This window comes from Amycolatopsis sp. lyj-90 (assembly GCF_046549035.1).
GTDB lineage: Bacteria > Actinomycetota > Actinomycetes > Mycobacteriales > Pseudonocardiaceae > Amycolatopsis.
In genome coordinates this window covers 1,016,980-1,031,782 of sequence record NZ_JAJPWP010000001.1, presented here as the reverse complement: position 1 = coordinate 1,031,782, position 14,803 = coordinate 1,016,980, and the positions used below count along the sequence as shown (strand labels likewise).

Below are 14,803 nucleotides of genomic sequence, written 5' to 3'. Positions count from 1 at the left end.
CGGTCAGGCGAAGGCCTCCGGCGGCGGGCAGGAGCAGACGAGGTTGCGGTCACCCGCGGCCCCGTCGATCCGCCGCACCGGAGGCCAGATCTTCGCCGCCGTGAACCCGGCCGGGAAGACCGCGATCTCCCTGCTGTACGGGCGATCCCACTCACCCGCGAGGCAGCGCGCGGTGTGCGGGGCGTTCCGCAGCGGGCTCTCGGCCACCGGCCACTCCCCCGCAGCGACCTTCTCGATCTCGCCGCGGATCGCGATCATCGCGTCGCAGAACCGGTCGAGTTCGCCGAGGTCCTCGCTCTCGGTCGGCTCGACCATGAGCGTGCCCGCGACCGGGAAGGACATCGTCGGCGCGTGGAGGCCGTAGTCGGCCAGCCGCTTGGCGACGTCGTCGACGGTGACGCCGGTCCGCTTGGTGAGCGCGCGGAGGTCGAGGATGCATTCGTGCGCGACCAGACCGTCGTGGCCGGAGTACAGCACCGGGTAGTGCTCCGCGAGGCGTTTGGCGACGTAGTTGGCGTTCGCGACCGCGGTCAGCGTCGCGCGCCTCAGGCCTTCGACACCCATCATCCGGACATAGGCCCAGGAAATCGGCAGGATCGACGCGCTTCCCCACGGGGCCGCGCTGATCGGACCCACGCCGGTGGCCGGGCCCGCGTCCGGCTGCAGCGGGTGGTTCGGCAGGTACGGCGCCAGGTGCGCGCGGACGCCGATCGGGCCGATACCCGGTCCGCCGCCGCCGTGCGGGATGCAGAAGGTCTTGTGCAGGTTGAGATGGGAGACATCGGCGCCGAACCGGCCGTACTGCGCCACCCCGATCAGCGCGTTCAGGTTCGCGCCGTCGACGTACACCTGGCCGCCCGCGTCGTGCACCAGCGCGCAGACCTCGCGGACGGTGTCCTCGTACACGCCGTGCGTGGAGGGATAGGTGATCATGATCGCGGCCAGGTCGTCCGCGTGCTCGTCCACCGTGGACTTGAGGTGGGCGAGGTCGATGTTCCCCTCGTCGTCGCATTTCACGACGACCACCCGCATCCCCGCCATGATCGCGCTGGCCGCGTTGGTCCCGTGGGCGCTCGACGGGATCAGGCAGACGTCCCTCGCCGCGTTCCCGCGTTCGCGATGGTAGGCCCGGATCGCCAGCAGTCCGGCGAACTCGCCCTGGCTTCCGGCGTTCGGCTGCAGGGAAACCGCGTCGTAGCCGGTGATCCCGGCCAGCCACTGTTCCAGATCCTTGACGATGGACAGCAGACCGGCCGCGTCCTCCGCGGGCGCGAACGGGTGCAGGCCGGCGAACTCGGGCCAGGTGATCGGCTCCATTTCGGCCGTGGCGTTGAGTTTCATCGTGCACGAGCCGAGCGGGATCATGCTCCGGTCGAGTGCGACGTCCTTGTCGGACAACGCCCTCAGGTACCGCAGCAGTGCCGTTTCCGAGCGGTGCGCGTGGAAGACGGGATGCGTCAGGTAGTCGCTCGTGCGGCGCAGATCCGGCGGGAACCCGTCGGCGGTGTCCGCGTCGAGCGAGTCCACATCGGACACCGCGACACCGAACGCCTTCCACACCAAGGAGAGGTGCTCGCGGGTCGTCGTCTCGTCACAGGCGACGGCGACGTGGTCCGCGTCCACCTGCCGGAGGTTGACGCCGAGTTCTCTCGCGGTGCCGACGACGCCTGTCGCGCGGCCGGGGACGGAGACCATGACGGTGTCGAAGAACTCGCAGTGCACGACGTCCACGCCGCTTTCGGCGAGCCCCGCCGCGAGCACGGTGGCCATCCGGTGCGCGCGGTTGGCGATGGCGCGCAGGCCTTCGGGACCGTGGTACACCGCGTACATCGAAGCGATGACGGCCAGGAGCACCTGCGCGGTGCAGATGTTGCTGGTCGCCTTCTCCCGGCGGATGTGCTGCTCACGGGTCTGCAGGGCGAGCCGGTACGCGGGAGCGCCGTCGGCGTCCTTCGACACTCCGACGAGCCGGCCGGGCAACTGACGTTCGAGCCCCTGCCGGACGGCGAGGTAAGCCGCGTGCGGGCCGCCGAAGCCCATCGGGACACCGAATCGCTGCGTCGATCCGACCGCGACGTCGGCGCCGAGCTCGCCCGGCGACCGCAGCAGGGTCAAGGCCAGCGGATCCGCGGCCATCACCACGGCCGCGCCCAGCGCCTTGGCCTCGGCGATGGTGTGGTCCCATTCGCGGACGACGCCGGACGCGCCGGGATAGGACAGCAGCACTCCGTAGAAGTCGCCACCGAGGCCGAGTCCGGTGATGCCCTGCGACAGGTCGGCGGTCACCAGCTCGATGCCGAGCGGTTCAGCACGGGTGCGCAGGACCTCGATCGTCTGCGGCAGCGTGTCCTCGTCGACCACGAACCGGTTCGATTTCGCCTTGCCCGCTCTGCGGACCAGCGTCATCGCCTCCGCCGCGGCGGTCGCCTCGTCCAGCATGGAAGCGTTCGCGATCGGCAGGCCGGTCAGGTCGGCCACCATGGTCTGGAAGTTGAGCAGCGCTTCGAGGCGGCCTTGCGAGATCTCCGGCTGATACGGCGTGTACGCGGTGTACCAGGCCGGGCTCTCCAGCACGTTCCGGCGGATGACCGGCGGGGTGACGGTGTCGTGGTAGCCGAGGCCGATCATCTGGACCATCGGCCGGTTGCGCGCGGCGAGCGCGCGGAGCTCGGCGAGGGCGGCCGTCTCGGTGGCGGGCGGAGGCAGCTCCAGCGGAGTCGCGGATTCCCGGAGCGACGCGGGGACGGCGCGCTCGGCCAGTTCGTCGAGGGAACCGACGCCGACGACGTCGAGGATGCGTGCGAGTTCCTCCGCGCCGGGACCGATGTGCCGGTCCGCGAAGGGGGTTCCGGATTCGAGCGCGGCCAGTGAATCAGGCTCCATCGGGGACCTCCCAAGACGCGGGGGCGGGGCCGGGACGGATTGTCCCTGGCCCTCCCCACTCTGTCCGTACCCCCGTGGGGGCGCCTGAGAGTTTCGCCCGTGGGTTGAGTCGGGCTTGCACCGTCGGCGGAGCCGCCAGGTGGTGACCTGACGATTCACTTTCCAGAGGCGTCTAGTCCGCGCGGTCCAGGGTGCCTGAGAGGTTCCGGGGAGGACTTGCTCCTTCGGCGCCGGGCCGTTATCGGCCCGGTCTCTCCCGCGCGGATTCGTCGACCGCGGAAGTGAGCCTACCCTGCCGCTCGCGCGGCTTCATGATCAGCCGGTGCGACGTGCGTTACGGCGCTGCGTGAGTTCGTCGGGCGTGACGGTTTCGATCACGCCGCCGTCGGCCCGCTCGGCCGGGAACTCGTGGATGGTCCCGCTGATCTCCTGCATCGCCCCGCTGACCGCGATGCCGAAAACGCCCTGCCCGCCCTGGAGTAAATCGACGATCTCTTCGGGCGACGTGCACTCGTAGACGGTGGTGCCGTCGGAGAACAGGGTGACCTTGGCCAGATCGCGGACACCGCGCAAACGCAGGTGGTCGACGGCGACCCTGATGTTCTGCAACGAGACACCTGTGTCCAGCAGCCGCTTGACGACCTTCAGGACGAGGATGTCCTTGAACGAGTAGAGCCGCTGCGAACCGGAGCCGTGCGCCGTGCGGATGCTCGGCGCGACCAGTTTCGTGCGGGCCCAGTAGTCGAGCTGCCGGTACGTGATCCCGGCGATCTGACAGGCGGCGGGACCGCGGTAGCCGACGAGTTCGTCCGGGAGGGAAGAGTCGGGGAACAGCTCGCCCTGCTCGCCGTCAGCGACCGGAACGAGCGGCTCTTGAGGGCTACCAGCCTCGACCACGCCATGCCTCCCCTCGCCCGACCTGGCGGCCGGCGAACAAAGCCGCGCGGACCCACGTGAGTCCGCACCGGAGTTCATCGTCAAGACGGATGCCCCAGACATCCGAATCACACCTTGGCGATTTACCTCCATTGACGGTAAGCGCGTCCGGCAGAGCGGTCAACGCGACGCGCGGTCAACCTCAAGCTCTTCTTGAGGCTTGTCGGAAACAGTCCCCCGTTCGGCTGCGCGCTTGCCACTTTTACTCAGCCGTGTTATTTTTTACTCATGCAAGTAACTCCTTCCACCCAAAGCGCCATGCAAGAGGTGCAGGCGGAGCTCGGGCTGTCGGTCACCGAAGCCGCCCGGCGGGCCCAGATCGTCGGCGCCACGATCGCGACGATCTCCGATCTCGGCTACCACAAGACGTCGTTCGCGAAGATCAAGGAGCGGGCCGGGCTGTCCAGCACCCGGATCATCTCGTACCACTTCACCAACAAGGCCGGTCTGATGCAGGCCGTGGTCACCACCGCGACCGGGATGAAGGACAAGTTCCTCGAGGAGCGGATCCAGGGCACGACCGACCGGGCCGGGCTGCTGCGCGGGTACATCGAAGCGGAGATCGAGTTCCTCGGCTCGTACCCGGAGCTGGTGCGGGTCATGGTCGAGATGGCTTCGAGCGGATCGGACGCCGAAGGCTGGTTCATGTCGGCGCCGATCGTCGAAGAGTTCCGCACCGGCCGGCTCGAGCGTCAACTGCGACAGGGACAGCAAGAAGGCGCTTTCGGCGACTTCGCGCCGGACGTGATGGCGCTGTCGATCGCCCAGGCCGTCGACGGCGTCGCCGCGAAGTTCGCGGCCGACCCGAAGCTGGACCTGGAGCGGTACGGACGGGAACTGGCGGACCTGTTCACGCGGGCCACCGCCGCACCAAAGTGACCCCGCCTGACGCAGCACCACGAAGGTGACCGAGGTCTTCTGATCTTTTGAAGTCGCGCGCCTTTCGGCCGACAGGCCCCGGGATCGCGATGGCAGGGCGCCCTTCGGGAGAACGCGAGTTCACCTGCCAAGGCGCGCCCTGGCAGCGCGATCCCGGTTAGCGCGATTAAGTGTCAGCGCCGCGGAAGTCCTCCGGCGAGACGGAGTCGAGGAACTCGCGGAACTTCTCGACCTCGTCCTCCTGCTCGTCGGGAATGATGAGGCCCGCTTCCTCCAGCACCGCGTCCACGGCGTGGATCGGAACCCCCACCCGCAGCGCCAGGGCGACCGAATCGCTCGGCCGCGCCGAAACCCGGATGTCCCCGTCGAAGACCAGTTCCGCGAAGAACGTGCCTTCCTTCAAGTCGGTGATGACGACCTGCTCCAGCTCACGGCCCAGCGCCCCGATGACCTCCTTGAGCAGGTCATGGGTGAGCGGACGGGCCGGGCGGACTCCCTGCTGCTCCAAGGCGATGGCGGTGGCCTCGACCGAGCCGATCCAGATCGGCAGGTACCGCTCGCCTTCGGTTTCCCGTAGCAACAAGATCGGCTGATTCGCGGGTAGCTCCACCCGCACGCCGACGACGCGCATCTCGCTCATCGGGCTTCGCCTCCCTCTCGTGCGCACGGGCTGCAACGCTTGTCTCGACGATCAAGCGACGGTGATCCCGACGCTACCCGTCTTCCGAGCGCTGTGCTCGCTGTCCTGACATTCTCGGTTCGCCCGTGGCAAACCCGACTCTCACGGTACGGCATAGGGTGCCGAACATTCAGTCATTGACAAGTGGCCTCACAAGGGTTCCTGTGTCCCCGGAGCCGCTCAGCCGCCCGTGACGGCGCGTATTCCGGCCTTCACCAAGAGCGTATGTAACGCCACGGTCAGTGCGGCGAGCTCGCGGACGACCTCGTCGCCCCTCGCTTGGGCGTCCTCGTCACGGTGCCGATACACCGGGGTCACGATCTGCTCCAGCAGGCCGACTTCGCGGTCGGCCGCGGCCCGGAAGGCACGCAGATGTCTCGGCTCGATACCGAATTCGGTCATCGCTTTCACGGTCTTCGCCACGAGGACCGAGTCGGGGTCGTAGAACCCCGCCGCGCCTGGGCGGACGAGACCGTATTGCCGCAGCTCAGCCAGGGTGGCGGCGTCGATGCCGGCCTGGCGGAGCAGATCTTCCTCGGTCAGCCTGATCTCGCGATCGGTCTCGAAGTCCCCGGGGGACGGCAGTCCGCCGTTCTCCCCCGGGGCCTCGAGCGAAACGAGTTTCCGCGGCGGTTTGGGAGCCGCCGCCGAAGGCGCGGCACCCTGATCCGCCGCGTCGAGCTGTTCCTTGATGACCTTCAGCGGAAGGTAGTGATCCCGCTGGGCGGACAGGACGAATCGCAAGCGCTCCACGTCCGCCGGAGCGAACTGACGGTACCCCGACGGGGTCCGGCCCGGCTGGACCAGACCTTCCGCTTCGAGGAACCGGATCTTGGAGATGGTGACGTCGGGGAAGTCGCCGCGCAGTTGTGCCAGCACGGCCCCGATGCTCAACCCATCGCGCTGCGACGCATCCCGATCAGGCCGCCCGGCCGCCGTCACCGTGCCCCCTGGCCCCCGGAACCCGGGCCGGTCAGGAAGACCAGGCGGAACTTGCCGATCTGTACCTCGTCGCCACCGGCGAGGACGGCCTGGTCGACCGGCTCGCGGTTGACGTAGGTGCCGTTGAGGCTGCCGACGTCGATGACGACGAACTCGCCACCCTCGCGGCGGAACTCGGCGTGCCGCCGGGAAACCGTGACGTCGTCGAGGAAGATGTCGCTGTCCGGGTGCCGTCCCGCACTGGTGGTGTCGCGGTCCAGCAGGAAGCGCGAACCCGCGTTCGGGCCGCGCTTGACGACCAGCAGCGCGGAACCCGCGGGCAGCGCGTCCACACCCTGGACGGGGGCCTCGGCAGCCGGAGGAGCCTCAGTGCCTTCGACGTCGGCCAGGAAGTCGGCCCGGAAGACAGAAGTCCGCTCCGGAGACTGCTCCGGGGGAACGCCGGGCCCGTCGTTCGTGCTCACCTGAGCTCTCCTAACGCATGTGTGTTGCCACTACTCAAGAACGTGCAGAGGTCAAACGTACCGTGCCTGATCGAATCTCCGGTCCGCGGCTCCCCCTACTCTCGCGGGAGGGCCGCGGCCTGCGGCTATTCCTTGATCAGCGCCTGGTACGCCTCGGCCTCGAGCAGGGAATCGACCGAACTCGCGTCGTCGAGACGGAGCTCGACCAGCCAGCCCTCACCGTAGGGGTCGCTGTTGATCAGTTCGGGCGACTCGGCCACCGCGTCGTTGACCGCGACCACCTCGCCGTCGAGCGGGGCGAACAGCTCCGAAACGCTCTTGGTCGACTCGACCTCGCCGAAGGCGTCGCCGGAGCCGACCTGCTTGCCGACCTCGGGGAGGTCGACGAACACCACGTCACCGAGCTGGTCCTGGGCGTACTCCGTGATGCCCACGCGCACGAGCCCTCCGTCGCGTACGGAGACCCACTCGTGCTCCTCGGTGTAGCGCAGTTCTTCTGGAGTGGACAACGCCGCTCCCCTTTCTCATGCCCTCGCTCGAAACCGACGCGCGCAGTTTCGCATCCCGCCGGGGCACGCGCCCGGCGCCTCCCGCTAGCTAGCCGCGATCGGCGGATCGCAGGGCCCGCACCGTCTGGACGACGTACAACACGCCCGAATAGACGTACAGGACCGCACCCCACGCCGTGAAGGCGTACCCGATCGGACGCGCGAACGCGGCGATGTCGGATCCGCCCTGGGTGAGCAGCAGGAACGGGAAGGCGTACATCAGCACGAAGGTGGCGCCCTTGCCGATGTAGGTGACCTCCGGCGGGGCGAACCCGCGATGCCGCAGCAGCAGCACGCAGACCCCCAGCACCGCCTCGCGGGCGACCAGCGGGACCACCACCCACCACGGGACGATGTCGCGGATCAGGAAGGCGATGAGGGTCGCGAGGATGTAGAGCCTGTCCGCGGCGGGGTCGAGCAGCTGACCGAGCCGCGACATCTGGTTGAGCCAGCGGGCGAGTTTGCCGTCGAGCCAGTCGGTGAGCGCGCTGAACACGAGCAGCGCGAACGCCCAGCCGTCCTCCTTCGGGCCGAGGAGCAGCCACAGGAAGACCGGCACCCCGGCGAGCCGGAGGATCGAAAGCATGTTGGGAACGTTCAGGGCCTGCCGCAGCAAAGACGGCTCTTCGCTGGTCACGCTCGGTTCGGGGGGCGTACTCACCCGCTCAGCCTATCCAGCGGCGGCAGGTCCTCCCGCGTCAGCTGGCCCGGGTGTGGCTCCAGCCGCGGCGTTGCAGGTCCGCGCTGGTCAGCGCCACGGGCCTGCCCCGGTAGTCGGTACCCATCCAGCGGGTGTGCCCGGAGGAACTTTCCAGGACGTACGGGCGGCCGCCGCACCAGACGACGGTGCACGGTGCCGTGGGTGGCAGCTCCGTGCTCGCCGGCGCGGTGGCCTCGAATGACGCGGGGTCGTTCTGTTCGTCGGTCTTCATCGCTCTCACGGTTTCGGTGACGGGGACTGGGACACGCCGGAGCGCTACCTTTGTTTTCGGCAGAACAGGGCCCGGCGTTAACGCCCGGGCGCCGGATTCGTCCGATCGGTTCGCGACGACAGCAGGGTGTTGTCACGGTGTGAACGGCATGTTAATTGTCCACAATGGACAGTGATTGGGCGGTCCTCGCGTACCGTCGCACCGTCGGCGCGATAACCTCCCGCGAATCGAACGTGGCTCAATGCCACGGCATCGGGCTCGCCCAGGTCAGAATGGGCAGGCCAGGAACGGCCGACGAAAGGATCGCCTTGCCCGTCTCGACGACCACGGGAACGTGGCGGCGCCTGATCGCGGTCTGTGCCGCCACGGGAACGCTCGCCGCCTGTTCGGGCGAAGATCCGCCACCGCCTGTCACCTCCATGTCGGTCTCACCGCCCGCGCCCCTTTCGAACGTCTCCAGCGCACCGGTACCGCCGATCCCGTCTCAGACCGCGCCGAGTTCGTCCGCTGCCCCGAATCCCGCTCCCAAGCCGAAACCCGCTGAACCGGTACAGGGTTCGTGCGGCACGGTCACCGCGGCGAGCGGGCTGACCCTTCAGGTGCTCAACGGACCGGGTGTCTCGTGTGCGGACGCGACCGGGATCGTCGGCTCGTTCCACAAGACGATCGCCGGCCGCCAGTCCGCGGGCTCGGACGAGCCCGTGAGCGAGACCGTCGACGGGTGGCTGTGCGTCTCCGGCGCACCCGCCGCCCAGGGCGGCACCAGTTGCAGCAAGGGCGACCACAACGTGTTCGCCGCCGTCGTCCCCGTCGAATGAACCATCCCCGAGAAGAAGGGCCCATGAAGAGCCTCGCCGTACTTCCCGCCGCGCTCGCCGTCGTCCTGCTGAGCGGCTGCGGCGCCGATCCCGCCCCGTCGGCCGCGCAGGCCCCGTCCTCCCCCGCCGTCACACCGGCACCGCCCGGAACACCGTGCGGCGAGGTCGCCGGGCTCCAGGGCGCGAAGAACAAGGTCGTCGCCCACGGGAATACCGACTGCGCCGAAGCGACACAGGTGCTCACGGACTACTTCACCAAGCTGACCCCCGCCGAAGCCGCTTCGCCGCAGGGCCCCGGGCCGGTGGTGATCGGCGCTTGGACGTGCGGGAGCGGGCCGAACGATCCGGTGACGAGCTGTTCGACCGAGGACGAGCGGCAGATCGAAGCGACGCGGGTCTGAGCGCTCCGGCGGCGTCAGTTCTCCTGACGCCGCCGGACCGCGTCCAGCCGGTACAGGACGCCGAGGCCGATCGCCAGGCCCAGCAGCACCACGCCGAACAGGCCGACCATCGACATCCTCCAGATCAGCGCGGACTTCGACCGGTAGACGAATCCGTCCCCGGCGAAGATCCTGTCGCCCTCCGCGGCCTTGTCGCCCTCGATGCGCCCGCGACCGGTGCTCCCGTCGTCGAACCGCCACTCCCCCGAACAGTAGGGAATCTGACCGCTCATCGGCGCTCCCTCCTCGGTACACCCTGAGATCCCGGTGACCGCGACTTCCTCACCGGTGTTCACTTCACGTACGTGGTTACCGAAGTATCCCCAGGCGACACACAGCAGGAAGACGTACGGGACCCCGGCCAACAGCGCCCGAAAGAGAACTTTGGAATTCTGCGGTTTGCCCGGCACTAAATTCCTTTCCTCGAGTCACTGGAGTGTCAGCAGGACTTCCCGGTCGAGTTCGCCGACGACAAGGTACTTCGGCTGATATCCCGACGGGACCACGAAACAGACGAGACCCGCGGTGCCGTCGAAAGCACCGGGAGCGCCCGCGCAGTCCTCGACCCGCCGCGGGGCGCCATGTTCGTCGGCCGACAGCTCCAGCGCCGTGTCTCCCAGGCGGGACGTCTCGACTCGCAAGGCGAGGACGTGGAATCCGCCCAGCCATGCCTCGGCGCCTTCGGGCGGCTCGGCTCGGCTGTCGAGCACACGCACGGTCGAGTCCCCCGACACCGCGGCCTGTCCCTTGCCGATCACCGGCGGCGGACCCCAGGCCTCGCGGCGGTATTCCCACAGGTTCGGAACGGGATCGGCCGCCTCGCGGTACGCCGTCCAGCCGAAACCGAGCGGCGCCAGCACGACATACGCGCCGAAGACGAACCCTGCCAGGAAAGAAAGCGACTTCCGCACGGTCACCGGCCTCGTCACCGAGAACGCCACGGCGACGCCGAGCACCAAGACCACTCCGCCGATCGACATCGCCGTGATCTTCTCCCACGGGTGGTGGGCCTCCACGACTTCGTCGGCCCCGCGCACGGACAACACCCGGTCCGTCAGTGAAGAAAGCCCGACGACCACCGGCTCCGCGAGACCGAACGCTTCCCCCGTCGGCAGTTCGACGGCGCGGGCGTTTTCGGCGACGGCGACGATCTCGTGAGTGGTGTGCGGGCCGTTCTGCCCTTCGGTGGTCGTGGAATCCGCTACCGAGATCACCGCGCGCAAGTCGTACGTACCGGCCATTCCCTCGGCGGTCCACCGCCCGGCGAAAGCCGCGATGAACCCCAGGACGATTCCGGTCACGAGCAGAACGGCCACCCACTGGCTTTTTTGCGACTCTTCCGGAAAGGTCACCACCCCCTGTTCGGCCACTCCAGCCTATTCTTCGAAGCGGTCGAACCGCACGGGATTTGTACCTACACCACCATTTCCGCATTCAATTCGTTCCTCTCCCGGTGACGGCGAGCGCGCATCGCCCCCTTGCCAGCCGAGGTAAGAGTCGTCTAGACTTAAACCATGCTCACCAGGGACGACGCCGTGACGACGATCGAGAACGCGGTCGACGCGGCCACTCTGTTCGCCCACCACCGCTACCGCGAATTGGCGGCCGCACTCCATCCCGACCGGAATCCCGGCGACCCTCGGGCCCATAAGGCGGCCGCCACCCTCAATCGCCTCTATGCCGACTGGAAGCAATCCCGGCGGCAAACGGTCACCACCGCCACGGCGGCTTACACACTCACCACTCCGCACGCCGTGGGCAGTGTCGCGACCACCTATCGCACCACCGGCCCCCATCTGGTCAAAATCGTGCGCGACCCGGCGCTCAACCCGCTGATCCACGCCGAGTGGGCGGCGCTGCGCACGCTCGACGGCTTCACCGAACGGCACCGCTGGCTTCGCCCGTACTACCCGCGGTTGCTCGACACCTCGGGCCCGGTGGCGCGGGGCGACCGGGCGTTCAGCGTCCTCGATCCGCTCGTCGGCGGGTTCACCACCCTCGCCGACATCGGGAAAGCCTTCCCGGACGGTCTCGACGGCCGCGACTACGCCTGGATGCACCGGCGCCTGCTGCGCGCCGTGGCTGGCGCGCATCGCGCGGGTGTCGTCCATGGCCATCTCACCGCGGACAACGTGCTGGTCCACCCCGGGCAGCACGGCATCGTCCTGGCCGGCTGGTCCTTCGCCGTCGAGGACGGTGTGCTCCCGCTGGCGGCGGACAAGTCCGTCGACTACCCGCCCGAAGTCCACAAGGGACTGCCGATGACCGCGGCCACCGACGTCCACATGCTGCACAAGTTGATGCTTTCGCTGCTGTCACCAACGGAAACCCGCCAGCGCGAGTTCGCCACGTGGTGCACCCAGGAAATCCCGGGACAGCGACCCGAAGCCGCCGACCTGCTCGACGAGTACGACGACCTGCTCGGCGAGCTGTACGGCCCCCGCACCTTCCGACCGTTCATCATCCCCGAGACAGGAGTTTGACCATGGGACACGGACACTGGGACGACAACGCCTACGCCGCCGCGAAGACCTTCCGCGCGGCCAAGGGCGAGGACGATTTCGGCTACAGCGCCGGACTCCGCAAGAAGCCCGCTTCCGCGTGGAAGGCCGCGGCCGCGCTCGACCCGAAGAACGCCGTCCGGGAGTGCCGGGATTCGGCCGACCACGCCGATTCGACGCCGATCGCGGTGCTGTTCGACGTCACCGGCTCGATGCGCCGGGTGCCGCGGATCATGCAGGGCAAGCTCGGCAAACTGCACGGCCTCCTGAAGCGCCGGGGCTATCTGACCGACCCGCAGGTCCTGTTCGGCGCGATCGGCGACGCCGACAGCGACCGGGTGCCCCTGCAGGTCGGGCAGTTCGAATCGGACAACCGGATGGACGAGCAGCTGCGCACGATCTTCCTCGAAGGCGGTGGCGGCGGGCAGAAGAGCGAGTCCTACGAACTGGCCGCCTACTTCATGGCCAGGCACGTGGTCACCGACGCGTGGCAGAACCGCGGCCGTAAGGGATACCTGTTCCTCATCGGCGACGAGCTGAACAAGCCCGCGCTGGAGGCCCGCCACATCCGCCGGGTGATCGGCGACGACGTGCGGGAGGACATCGACCCCGCGTCGGTGTACCGGGAACTGGCCCGCAAGTGGAACGTCTACTTCGTCCTGCCGAACCAGTCGTCGTACTACAACGACCCGGAGATCGGCGAACACTGGAGCGGCTTGCTGGGGCAGAACTTCCTCAAGCTCGACGATCCCGGCGCGGTGTGCGAACTGATCGCGGCCACGATCGGGCTGGAGGAGCAGGTCGTCGACGTGGACCGAGCGCTGGCCGACCTCGCGGACGTCGGTTCGGCCGCCGAAAGCGCGGCGGTGGGCAAGGCGCTGGCGAGGCTGGGCACCAAAACGGTCGTCACCTCGGCGGTCCCCGACCCGGGCGGTCCGAGCGACGTGGTGCTGCGATGAGCCTCCTGGACGGGCACGTGGTGGTGGTCGGGCTGGGCTTCGGCGACGAAGGCAAGGGTGCCGTGGTCGACGCGCTCTGCGCCGACCGGCCGACCACCGCCGTCGTCCGCTTCAACGGGGGCGCGCAGGCCGCGCACAACGTCGTCGCGGACGGGCGGCACCACACGTTCAGCCAGTTCGGGGCGGGCACGTTCGCCGGCGTGCCCACCCACTTGTCGCGGTTCGTCCTGGTCGAGCCGTTCGCGCTGGCGGCGGAGGCCCGGCAGCTCGAAACCGACGGCGTCCGGAATCCGCTCTCGCTGCTGAGCGTGGACGGCCGGGCCCTGCTCACGACCCCGTTCCACATTTACGCCAACCGGGCGAGGGAGCAGGCTCGCGGCGCGGACCGGCACGGCTCGTGCGGGAAAGGCATCGGCGAGACCGTCTGGTACTCGCTGTTGTCCGGGGCGAGCCCGGGCGAGGTGGTGGAGAACCAGGAGGTGATCGGGACACCGGGTGACGCGCCGACGGTCGCCGACTGCGCCCGGCCGTCGGTGCTGCGGCGCAAGCTCGACGCGCTCGCCCGGTTCTACGCCCCGCTCGCCGCCCCGTCACACGACGTGGACGCCTTGGTGACGCTGTACCGCGACTTCGCGGACGCGGTGCGGATCACCGACGGGGACGAGACCGGACGGCTCGCGGACTCCGGACGGCTGGTTTTCGAGGGAGCGCAGGGGGTTCTCCTCGACCAGCACCACGGGTTCCACCCGCATACGACCTGGTCCACCACCACCCCGCACAACGCCCGTGAACTGCTGGGCGGCCGCCGTCACGCCGTTCTGGGTGTCACGCGGACCTACCTCACCAGGCACGGCGCGGGACCGCTTCCCACCGAGTGCGCCTCCGTGCTCGCCCGCTTTCCCGAGGCGCACAACGACACCGGCGAGTACCAGGGCGCGTGGCGGGCGGGGCATCTCGACGAGGCGCTGCTGGACTACGCCATCGCGGCCTGCGACGGCGTGGACGCGCTCGCGGTGACCCACCTCGACGCGACCGGCCTGCGGGTCGCACCCGGTGACGGCTCCCCCGCCGTCGGGCTGCCGGATCCCTTGGCGTGGTTCGGTGCCCGGCTGCCGGTGGCCGTGACCGGATACGGCCCCGACAGGGCCGGTTACCGGGTCGCGGAGGCAAGGTCGACAATCAACGCGTGATCGAGTCGACGCCGGTGTCCGTGGACGTGCTCGTGGTGAGGTTCGCTCCCGGCACCAGGACCGTGCTGCTGGGAATCGCGCCGCGGGGTGCCGAGCCGTTCGAAGGGGAACTCGCGCTGCCCGGGGTCTTGCTCGGGCGCGGGGAACGGCTGCGGGACGCGGCGAGCCGGGCGGTGGTCACCAAACTCGGACTGCCGCCGGACGCGCTCTCGGCGACGGGGCAGCTCACCACCTTCGACGAGCCGAACCGTGACCCCCGGGGGCCCACGCTCTCCATCGCCTTGTGGGCCACCACGGATCCCGCGCTCGACGAACCGGGGAACGTGCTGTGGACCCCGCTGGACGCGGTCCCGCCGCTGGCGTTCGACCACGACCGGATCGTGGCGGACTGCCGTCCGCTGCTGGCCGAGCGGCTGTGGCGGGACGTCGCCTTCACCGCCGGACTGCTGGGACCGCTCTTCACCACGGCACAGGCGCTGGACGCGACCGAAGCGCTGACCGGGGACCGCCCCTATCCGGCCAATCTCGGCCGGACCATGGAGCGGGTCCCCGGGCTGCGGCGGACCACCGAACACGCGGCCGCCCTCCCCAAGGGAGGACGGCCGCCGTCGTTGTGGCGCTGGGAGTGACGG

General features: G+C 69.1%; 17 protein-coding genes and 1 riboswitch. Of the genes, 7 read left to right on the top strand and 10 right to left on the bottom strand.

Features of this window, described 5'->3' with window-relative positions; genetic code table 11:
* Positions 1-3: 3 nt before the first annotated feature.
* A complete protein-coding gene (gene gcvP, locus ACLJPX_RS04340; RefSeq protein ID WP_410598826.1) occupies positions 4-2,883 on the bottom strand; it encodes an aminomethyl-transferring glycine dehydrogenase in 2,880 nt (959 codons plus the stop codon).
* Between the two features lie 172 nt (positions 2,884-3,055).
* Positions 3,056-3,152: riboswitch (glycine riboswitch) on the bottom strand.
* A gap of 46 nt (positions 3,153-3,198) precedes the next feature.
* Entirely contained in the window at positions 3,199-3,780 is a 582-nt protein-coding gene (locus tag ACLJPX_RS04335) for a MerR family transcriptional regulator (protein ID WP_005150040.1), read from the bottom strand.
* A gap of 297 nt (positions 3,781-4,077) precedes the next feature.
* Between ACLJPX_RS04335 and ACLJPX_RS04330 the strand changes: the two genes are divergently transcribed.
* Positions 4,078-4,698, top strand: coding sequence for a TetR/AcrR family transcriptional regulator (locus ACLJPX_RS04330; protein ID WP_410598825.1), 621 nt, complete (start codon positions 4,078-4,080; stop codon positions 4,696-4,698).
* Between the two features lie 166 nt (positions 4,699-4,864).
* Here the strand turns inward: ACLJPX_RS04330 and ACLJPX_RS04325 are convergent, their stop codons facing one another.
* From ACLJPX_RS04325 to ACLJPX_RS04300, 6 genes are all read right to left on the bottom strand, one after another.
* Positions 4,865-5,338: a bifunctional nuclease family protein gene (locus tag ACLJPX_RS04325; protein WP_005150031.1), complete on the bottom strand. Its 474-nt coding sequence runs from the start codon at positions 5,336-5,338 to the stop codon at positions 4,865-4,867.
* 219 nt (positions 5,339-5,557) lie between these two features.
* Complete coding sequence (locus tag ACLJPX_RS04320; RefSeq protein ID WP_410598824.1) at positions 5,558-6,319, bottom strand: MerR family transcriptional regulator; 762 nt, start codon at positions 6,317-6,319, stop codon at positions 5,558-5,560.
* Positions 6,316-6,783, bottom strand: coding sequence for a glycogen accumulation regulator GarA (gene garA, locus ACLJPX_RS04315; protein ID WP_016334077.1), 468 nt, complete (start codon positions 6,781-6,783; stop codon positions 6,316-6,318). Before garA ends, ACLJPX_RS04320 begins: the two co-directional genes overlap by 4 nt.
* Positions 6,784-6,908: 125 nt before the next feature.
* On the bottom strand, positions 6,909-7,292 hold the full coding sequence (gcvH, locus tag ACLJPX_RS04310; RefSeq protein ID WP_101607596.1) for a glycine cleavage system protein GcvH: 384 nt from the start codon (positions 7,290-7,292) through the stop codon (positions 6,909-6,911).
* Positions 7,293-7,380: 88 nt separating this feature from the next.
* Complete coding sequence (locus ACLJPX_RS04305; RefSeq protein ID WP_101607595.1) at positions 7,381-7,992, bottom strand: CDP-alcohol phosphatidyltransferase family protein; 612 nt, start codon at positions 7,990-7,992, stop codon at positions 7,381-7,383.
* Between the two features lie 37 nt (positions 7,993-8,029).
* Positions 8,030-8,263, bottom strand: a complete 234-nt coding sequence (locus ACLJPX_RS04300; RefSeq protein WP_168214312.1) for a hypothetical protein — start codon at positions 8,261-8,263, stop codon at positions 8,030-8,032.
* Positions 8,264-8,427: 164 nt separating this feature from the next.
* On the opposite strand from ACLJPX_RS04300, the gene ACLJPX_RS04295 reads away from it, so the two are divergent.
* Complete coding sequence (locus tag ACLJPX_RS04295; protein ID WP_410598823.1) at positions 8,428-9,081, top strand: hypothetical protein; 654 nt, start codon at positions 8,428-8,430, stop codon at positions 9,079-9,081.
* A gap of 23 nt (positions 9,082-9,104) precedes the next feature.
* The gene (locus tag ACLJPX_RS04290) at positions 9,105-9,482 is read left to right on the top strand and encodes a hypothetical protein (protein ID WP_410598822.1); all 378 of its coding nucleotides are present in this window, start codon (positions 9,105-9,107) and stop codon (positions 9,480-9,482) included.
* Positions 9,483-9,496: 14 nt separating this feature from the next.
* On the opposite strand, the gene ACLJPX_RS04285 is transcribed toward ACLJPX_RS04290, so the two are convergent.
* Both ACLJPX_RS04285 and ACLJPX_RS04280 read right to left on the bottom strand, forming a co-directional pair.
* On the bottom strand, positions 9,497-9,754 hold the full coding sequence (locus tag ACLJPX_RS04285) for a hypothetical protein (RefSeq protein WP_410598821.1): 258 nt from the start codon (positions 9,752-9,754) through the stop codon (positions 9,497-9,499).
* 195 nt (positions 9,755-9,949) lie between these two features.
* Complete coding sequence (locus tag ACLJPX_RS04280) at positions 9,950-10,837, bottom strand: hypothetical protein (RefSeq protein WP_410598820.1); 888 nt, start codon at positions 10,835-10,837, stop codon at positions 9,950-9,952.
* Positions 10,838-11,035: 198 nt separating this feature from the next.
* Here ACLJPX_RS04280 and ACLJPX_RS04275 point away from each other — a divergent pair, with 198 nt between their 5' ends.
* The 4 genes from ACLJPX_RS04275 to ACLJPX_RS04260 are packed head-to-tail and all read left to right on the top strand — an operon-like array spanning position 11,036 to position 14,800.
* Positions 11,036-12,004 (top strand): adenylate cyclase, encoded by a 969-nt coding sequence (locus tag ACLJPX_RS04275; RefSeq protein WP_410598819.1) that lies wholly within the window; start codon positions 11,036-11,038, stop codon positions 12,002-12,004.
* Between the two features lie 2 nt (positions 12,005-12,006).
* Positions 12,007-12,981: a hypothetical protein gene (locus tag ACLJPX_RS04270; protein WP_410598818.1), complete on the top strand. Its 975-nt coding sequence runs from the start codon at positions 12,007-12,009 to the stop codon at positions 12,979-12,981.
* Entirely contained in the window at positions 12,978-14,171 is a 1,194-nt protein-coding gene (locus ACLJPX_RS04265; RefSeq protein ID WP_410598817.1) for an adenylosuccinate synthetase, read from the top strand. The genes ACLJPX_RS04270 and ACLJPX_RS04265 overlap by 4 nt, the downstream gene beginning before the upstream one ends.
* Positions 14,168-14,800 carry an NUDIX domain-containing protein gene (locus tag ACLJPX_RS04260; protein WP_410598816.1) on the top strand — a complete coding sequence of 211 codons (633 nt, stop codon included), beginning with the start codon at positions 14,168-14,170 and terminating at the stop codon, positions 14,798-14,800. Before ACLJPX_RS04265 ends, ACLJPX_RS04260 begins: the two co-directional genes overlap by 4 nt.
* Positions 14,801-14,803: the final 3 nt, after the last annotated feature.

Bases quoted from the DNA above. Each gene is read 5' to 3' on its own strand.
- ACLJPX_RS04300 (WP_168214312.1), bottom strand. From the start codon at position 8,263: ATGAAGACCGACGAACAGAACGACCCCGCGTCATTCGAGGCCACCGCG.
- ACLJPX_RS04285 (WP_410598821.1), bottom strand. From the start codon at position 9,754: ATGAGCGGTCAGATTCCCTACTGTTCGGGGGAGTGGCGGTTCGACGAC.
- ACLJPX_RS04275 (WP_410598819.1), top strand. From the start codon at position 11,036: ATGCTCACCAGGGACGACGCCGTGACGACGATCGAGAACGCGGTCGAC.
- ACLJPX_RS04265 (WP_410598817.1), top strand. From the start codon at position 12,978: ATGAGCCTCCTGGACGGGCACGTGGTGGTGGTCGGGCTGGGCTTCGGC.
- gcvP (WP_410598826.1), bottom strand. From the start codon at position 2,883: ATGGAGCCTGATTCACTGGCCGCGCTCGAATCCGGAACCCCCTTCGCG.
- ACLJPX_RS04325 (WP_005150031.1), bottom strand. From the start codon at position 5,338: ATGAGCGAGATGCGCGTCGTCGGCGTGCGGGTGGAGCTACCCGCGAAT.
- ACLJPX_RS04330 (WP_410598825.1), top strand. From the start codon at position 4,078: ATGCAAGAGGTGCAGGCGGAGCTCGGGCTGTCGGTCACCGAAGCCGCC.
- ACLJPX_RS04270 (WP_410598818.1), top strand. From the start codon at position 12,007: ATGGGACACGGACACTGGGACGACAACGCCTACGCCGCCGCGAAGACC.
- ACLJPX_RS04290 (WP_410598822.1), top strand. From the start codon at position 9,105: ATGAAGAGCCTCGCCGTACTTCCCGCCGCGCTCGCCGTCGTCCTGCTG.
- ACLJPX_RS04295 (WP_410598823.1), top strand. From the start codon at position 8,428: ATGGACAGTGATTGGGCGGTCCTCGCGTACCGTCGCACCGTCGGCGCG.